General features: G+C 56.4%; 7 protein-coding genes. 1 reads left to right on the top strand and 6 read right to left on the bottom strand.

Annotation, left to right across the window (positions count from 1 at the left end):
• Window positions 1-356 precede the first annotated feature (356 nt).
• The 4 genes from pssA to Q8R10_RS12825 form a co-directional block, all read right to left on the bottom strand.
• Entirely contained in the window at window positions 357-1,196 is an 840-nt protein-coding gene (gene pssA, locus Q8R10_RS12840) for a CDP-diacylglycerol--serine O-phosphatidyltransferase (protein WP_305654220.1), read from the bottom strand.
• Window positions 1,197-1,351: 155 nt separating this feature from the next.
• On the bottom strand, window positions 1,352-2,368 hold the full coding sequence (gene ilvC / locus Q8R10_RS12835; protein ID WP_305654219.1) for a ketol-acid reductoisomerase: 1,017 nt from the start codon (window positions 2,366-2,368) through the stop codon (window positions 1,352-1,354).
• Window positions 2,369-2,412: 44 nt separating this feature from the next.
• The gene (gene ilvN / locus Q8R10_RS12830) at window positions 2,413-2,904 is read right to left on the bottom strand and encodes an acetolactate synthase small subunit (RefSeq protein ID WP_305654218.1); all 492 of its coding nucleotides are present in this window, start codon (window positions 2,902-2,904) and stop codon (window positions 2,413-2,415) included.
• A 3-nt stretch (window positions 2,905-2,907) separates the two neighbouring features.
• Window positions 2,908-4,632, bottom strand: coding sequence for an acetolactate synthase 3 large subunit (locus Q8R10_RS12825; RefSeq protein ID WP_305654217.1), 1,725 nt, complete (start codon window positions 4,630-4,632; stop codon window positions 2,908-2,910).
• A gap of 403 nt (window positions 4,633-5,035) precedes the next feature.
• On the opposite strand from Q8R10_RS12825, the gene Q8R10_RS12820 reads away from it, so the two are divergent.
• Entirely contained in the window at window positions 5,036-5,476 is a 441-nt protein-coding gene (locus tag Q8R10_RS12820; RefSeq protein ID WP_305654216.1) for a DUF4124 domain-containing protein, read from the top strand.
• An 18-nt stretch (window positions 5,477-5,494) separates the two neighbouring features.
• Here Q8R10_RS12820 and Q8R10_RS12815 read toward each other — a convergent pair whose 3' ends face one another.
• Both Q8R10_RS12815 and Q8R10_RS12810 read right to left on the bottom strand, forming a co-directional pair.
• Window positions 5,495-5,821 carry a YqcC family protein gene (locus tag Q8R10_RS12815; RefSeq protein ID WP_305654215.1) on the bottom strand — a complete coding sequence of 109 codons (327 nt, stop codon included), beginning with the start codon at window positions 5,819-5,821 and terminating at the stop codon, window positions 5,495-5,497.
• Entirely contained in the window at window positions 5,821-6,546 is a 726-nt protein-coding gene (locus Q8R10_RS12810) for a tetratricopeptide repeat protein (protein WP_305654214.1), read from the bottom strand. Before Q8R10_RS12810 ends, Q8R10_RS12815 begins: the two co-directional genes overlap by 1 nt.
• Window positions 6,547-6,552: the final 6 nt, after the last annotated feature.

Raw genomic sequence — 6,552 nt, 5'->3', positions numbered from 1 at the left:
ATTCTACGCAGATTTCGCTGCTTTGCAACCCCTCATTTAAAGCTAACTTCTTGTTTTACAAGGAGTTTTACGAGAGGTCTACGCCGTAAGAGGTGCGCATTATAGGCCCTCAGATTGACACGTCAAGGCTTAATTTTGAACCGCACCCATTAATACAGTAAACGCCTATATATAGGCCCCTGGCGACCTATAGGGCCGCAGACACACAGAGGCAGCAGCACGTCGCACATTACTAGCGCGCAGAGGAAGAGGGGAAGAGTGGCAGGGAGGACTAACGCATCGCGCGGGGCGCCGTACCTCAACTTCATAACTGCCGATGCGAATGCACGGCAGTTATGAAGCGAAGGGGGTAATGCCTATTCTGTTGTGCGAGTACGGCGCAAGCGCAGCAAGTATTGCAGCGGGCCAGAGGTGGCGTAGGCCAGGAAAGCCAGCAATAAGATCCGCGCAGGGTCGCTAAAGACCACAGCGAAACCAAGTACCACAGCCAGTATTGCCACAAACGGCACCCGACCTTTCAAGTCGAGATCCTTGAAGCTGTTGTATTTGAAGTTGCTCACCATCAACAAACCAGCCGCCGCGACCAACAAGGCAAACAGCATCACCACCACTATCGGTAGATCCTGCCCTGCAACGCCACTCTTCTCACCCAGCGTCCATACGGCCCAAACGGTGCCCGCCACCACACCTGCAGCTGCCGGACTGGCCAGACCAATAAAGTAGCGGCTGTCGACCTTACCAATCTGGGTATTGAAGCGCGCCAAGCGCAAGGCCGCACACGCGACATAGATGAAGGAAACCGCCAGACCAACATTACCCAAGCCTGACAGCGCCCACTCATAAGCCAGCATTGCCGGCGCCACACCAAAGGCGACCATATCCGACAGTGAGTCGTACTCGGCACCAAAGGCGCTCTGGGTATTGGTTAGCCGCGCGACCCGGCCATCCAGGCTATCCAAAATCATCGCCACGAACACGGTGATGGCGGCGATTTCAAACTTGCCATTGACGGCACTGATGATCGAGAAAAAACCGGCGAACAAATTGGCCGTGGTAAACAGATTCGGCAGCAAATACACGCCGCGATGACGGACCTTGCGACCTTCGGCGTCATGCCCTTCTTCTACATGCTCATCGACGGGCAACAGACTTTCAGTATCGGAGGCTTTAGCGGCCTCTTCGGGACGTTCGTTCATGAACAGCACCTTGCAACGGATTGAGAGATTTTCGACTGGAGCTGGAGCTCAGGGTTCAACCACCCCGCCTTCAGCCATTGGGCTTTATACCAGAAGCCGACCCCACAAATAAAAAAACGCGGCAATCGCCGCGTTCTTTTACATCTACAAGAAGCTTAGTTCTTGGTCTTGTCGACGATTTTGTTTGCCGAGATCCACGGCATCATCGAACGCAACTGCTCACCAACCACTTCAATGCCGTGTGCGGCATTGTTGCGACGGTAGGCGGTCATCGATGGGTAGTTGGAAGCCCCCTCAAGGATGAACATCTTGGCGTATTCGCCGTCCTGAATGCGCTTCAGAGCGTTACGCATGGCTTGACGGGATTCGGCGTTGATCACTTCCGGGCCGGTCACGTACTCGCCGTACTCGGCGTTGTTGGAGATCGAGTAGTTCATGTTGGCGATACCGCCTTCGTACATGAGGTCAACGATCAACTTCAGTTCGTGCAAGCACTCGAAGTAGGCCATTTCTGGCGCGTAGCCAGCTTCAACCAAGGTTTCAAAACCGGCTTTAACCAGCTCAACGGTACCGCCACACAGAACGGCCTGCTCGCCGAACAGGTCGGTTTCGGTTTCGTCCTTGAAGGTGGTTTCGATGATGCCGGTACGGCCGCCGCCAACGCCCGAAGCGTAGGACAAGGCAACATTTTTAGCGTTGCCGGAAGCATCCTGATAGATCGCGATCAGGTCAGGAATACCACCGCCTTTAACGAACTCGGAACGCACGGTGTGGCCCGGCGCTTTTGGCGCGATCATGATCACGTCGAGGTCGGCGCGCGGCACTACCTGGTTGTAGTGAATGGCAAAACCATGAGCGAAGGCCAGGGTGGCGCCTTTTTTCAGGTTCGGCTCGATTTCGTCCTTATACAGACGCGACTGGAACTCGTCCGGAGTCAGAATCATCACAACGTCGGCAGCGGCAACAGCCGAAGCCACGTCGCTAACTTTAAGGCCATGGGCCTGAGCCTTGGCAACTGTGGCAGAACCGGTACGCAGACCAACTGTAACGTCAACACCGGAGTCTTTCAGGTTGCAGGCGTGCGCGTGGCCCTGGGAACCGTAGCCAATGATGGCGACTTTCATGCCCTGGATGATCGACAGCTGACAGTCTTTATCGTAATAAACTTTCATGGATTTCCCCTATTAACTGGCCGTTTAGGCCGTTCGCCAAAGATTTAGATGCTGAGTACTTTGTCGCCACGGGCAATGCCGGTGACGCCACTGCGTACGGTTTCCAGGATGGCAGCAGTGCCGATCGCCTGAATAAAACTGTCCAGCTTGTCGCTGGCTCCAGCAAGCTGGATGGTGTAAACGCTGCTGGTGACATCGACGATCTGACCACGAAAAATATCCGTGGTCCGCTTGATTTCAGCCCGCTGCGCGCCGGTTGCCTTGACCTTAACCAACATCAGCTCGCGCTCAATGTGGGCACTCTCAGACAGGTCGACCAGTTTAACCACTTCAATCAGCTTGTTGAGGTTCTTGGTGATCTGCTCGATCACCTCATCGTGACCAACGGTGGTCAAGGTTAACCGCGACAGACTCGGATCTTCGGTCGGCGCAACAGTCAAGCTTTCGATGTTGTAGTTGCGCTGCGAAAACAAACCAACAACACGCGACAGTGCGCCTGGCTCGTTTTCCAGCAGCAGAGAGATGATGTGTCGCATGATTTAAGTCCGCTCCGTCTTGCTCAGCCACATATCGCGCATCGCGCCGTCTTTGATTTGCATGGGGTAGACGTGCTCACTGGTATCGACCTGGATATCGAGAAACACCAAGCGATCTTTCATGGCGAACGCCTTTTCCATCATCGGCTTGAGATCTTTCAAGTCGGTGATACGCATACCCACATGGCCATAGGCCTCGGCCAACTTAACGAAGTCTGGCAATGACTCCATATAAGAGTGCGAGTGACGACTGCTGTACATCATGTCCTGCCACTGGCGCACCATACCCAGCACACCGTTGTTGAGGTTGATGATTTTGACCGGCAAACCGTACTGCATGCAGGTCGACAGCTCCTGAATGTTCATCTGGATACTGCCCTCACCCGTGACGCACGCCACCTCGTCATCCGGGAAGTTCAGCTTAACGCCCATTGCCGCCGGGAAACCAAAGCCCATGGTGCCCAGGCCGCCGGAGTTGATCCAACGATTAGGCTTATTGAAGCGATAGTACTGCGCCGCAAACATCTGGTGCTGGCCGACATCCGAGGTAATAAAGGCATCACCCTTAGTCACTTCACTCAGCGTCTCGATGACCATCTGCGGCTTGATGATGCTGCCGTCACCCTCGTTATAAGGGAACATACGACCACTGCCGCGCCACTCATCGACCTGCTTCCACCAGCTGGCTACGGTTTCTGGGTTCGGGGTTTCGCCGATCTCTTTGAGGATCGCCACCATCTCAGTCAACACACTGTCGACTGGACCAACAATCGGGATGTCGGCTTTGACGGTTTTCGAGATCGAGGCTGGATCGATGTCGATATGAATAATTTTGGCGTTCGGACAGAACTTTGCAGCGCCGTTAATCACCCGATCATCAAAACGCGCGCCCACCGCCAGAATCACGTCGGCGTGGTGCATAGCCAGGTTGGCCGTGTAGCTACCGTGCATCCCCAGCATGCCGAGGAACTGGCGATCCATGCCCGGATAACCGCCCAAGCCCATCAGGGTATTGGTCACCGGCAAGTTCAACATTTTTGCCAGTTCGGTCAGCGGCGCAGCAGCGCCGCCCATGATCACGCCACCACCTGAATAAATGATCGGACGCTTGGCCGCCAGCAGCATCTCTGCCGCTTTACGGATCTGCCCCGAATGCCCACGCAAAGCCGGGCTGTAAGAGCGCAGCTTGGCTTTTTTCGGGTAGATGTATTCGAACTTCTGGGTCGGATCGGTCATATCCTTGGGGATATCGACCACGACCGGGCCGGGACGACCGGATTGCGCCAGATAAAAGGCTTTCTTCAAGACTTCCGGAATCTCTGCCGCATTCTTGATCATAAAACTGTGCTTCACGATCGGCCGCGAGATACCGATCATGTCGGTTTCCTGGAAGGCGTCGGTGCCGACCATGTGGCTCGGCACCTGACCCGACAACACCACCATCGGGATCGAATCCATATAGGCGGTGGCGATGCCAGTAATGGCATTGGTCGCGCCAGGACCGGAGGTTACCAATACCACGCCGGCTTTACCGGTGGCACGGGCATAACCGTCGGCCATATGGGTTGCGGCTTGTTCGTGACGAACCAGGATATGTGCCACTTCCGGCTCTTTGAACAGCGCGTCGTAGACATGCAGGAGAGCACCACCCGGGTACCCGTAAATATACTTAACGCCTTCGTCACGCAAAAAGCGCACGATCATTTCAGCGCCTGATAAAAGCTCCACGTTATTCACCTCTAAAACGCCAGAATTGCGTCCACGGCTGGACGGTTCGAATAGGTTTACTGCCAAGCAGAGCATGAGCGACGGTGGTCGCCGACTACGTCAGCTACTGACTGAGCAAGTATTGGGAGCGCTCCTGAATGTTGCGGAGAGCATCCCACCCAGCGCGAGGTAACGCGTTGCGGGGAGTAACAGGTCGGCGCGGGTGTGCGCCTCATGGTCTGCCAAGGAGCTTGAGATAAACAAGCCGACTCAGCGAACTGCCAATTCTTCGCAATAGCGCCCGGCAAGTCAAGTAAACGCCACGGCTTTATGCAGTTAAAGCGCTGTGACGCGGCGCAGGATGACGAATCACCAGATTTGGTTATAGTAGGGGCAGGTTTTGCAGCGAATAAAAGGAAAACGCATGCGCCGCATGATGATTTTGGGCAGTCTGTTGCTCACACTAAGCACCACCGCCATGGCCAGCCAAGTTTATAAATGGGTCGACGACAAGGGCGTTACGCACTTTGGTGCCAACCCACCGCAGGGGCAGGCCGCGACCAGCGTTAATACCGTCATCGCCCAGCCGAAAGCGGCGGCCAAAGCCGCTACGCCAGTGCCGGCAGCGGTGGACAGCGGTGCAGCCGAGCAAAAAGTGATCGACGCCAAGGTTAAGCAACAGGTCGCCGAGCAGGCCGCCGAGCGCAAAAAGTACTGCGAATCGGTGCGCACCAACCTTGCACAATTGCAGAACAATCCGCGCCTACGCACCGAGGTCAACGGTGAGCAAGTACGCTTGGGCGAAGATCAACGTCAGGCGAAAATTGCCGAGGCGCAAAAGGCCATCAAAGAGAACTGCAACTAAGTTCAGATTGGCGCGAGCTTAGGCCGCGCCGATGATCAGCCGGTCAAACTCCCCCAGCAACTGCAGCAAGGCACGCGCCTGATCGGCGCGCTCAGCCAGTACCATCTCGGCCATTGGCGCAATCCCGCAAGCGCCGGGCAGCGGTGCACCCGACTCTAGCAGCTGCTGCATGCGCGGCAAAAACAGCCATTGCAACCACTGTTCAAACGCCATGCTATCGACTGCAAACGGCTGCTCACTGGCCAACGCCGCCGCTGTTGGTGAGGTTACCGTCCACCAATCGAGCTGACGCAGCTCCACCTCGATTAACAGCAACTGCTGCGTCAGCAACAAACGTACTGTCATCAAAGATTAACCTGAGCGCGCTGACGCGCTTCAGCGGCACCCGCCGGATCACCCTGACGCTCGCGCGCTTGGGCAATCAACTCCCACAGACTGGCCTGCAACGAAGCGCGACCATTGGCGTAACTCAAGCCGCGACGCGCCAACTGCTCGGCTTGCGCCGCATCGCCTTGGGCCAAATGCACTTCGGCCAAGCGATAGAGCACTTGTGGCTCGCGTGGGGCAATCCGCTGGGCGCGCTCAAGGCTTGAAGAAGCACCATTCAGATCGCCGCTGCTTTGTTGCTGCTTAGCAGTGGTCAGCAGCGCCAGCACCGGCCCATCTAATTGCTCATCGCCGGCCAAGCCGGCAGTGTTTGGAATACCGCTAGGCACGGTGGATTTAATCACCTTAAAACCCGGCGATGACTGCTGCGTAACAGGGCCAGGCAGCGCTGTCGGTGCCGTACCACTGACATTACCGACGATAGGCCCCGAACTGGCCGGATAGCTCTGAATCGGCGCGGAACTGGCACCCGCACCGCCCGGCACCATCACCACCACGCCGGAATCTTGTGCGACCGCCTGCGGCTTAGGCGCTGGCGCGCGATAGTTACCACCGGCTGCCACTTGCCCACCGCCAGGCACTGGCGCACCCGCCTCGACCACCGGAATGGCGCCGCGCTGAACCGATGCACAACCACTCAACAGCGCTGTCGCTGCCAAAGCAGTAATTAGCCATTTGCTCACGTCAAA

Origin of the sequence: Pseudomonas sp., assembly GCF_030698175.1 — a bacterium.
Classification (GTDB): domain Bacteria; phylum Pseudomonadota; class Gammaproteobacteria; order Pseudomonadales; family Pseudomonadaceae; genus Aquipseudomonas.
Note: the sequence above shows the minus strand (reverse complement) of the source record. Positions and strands in the feature narration are given on the sequence as shown.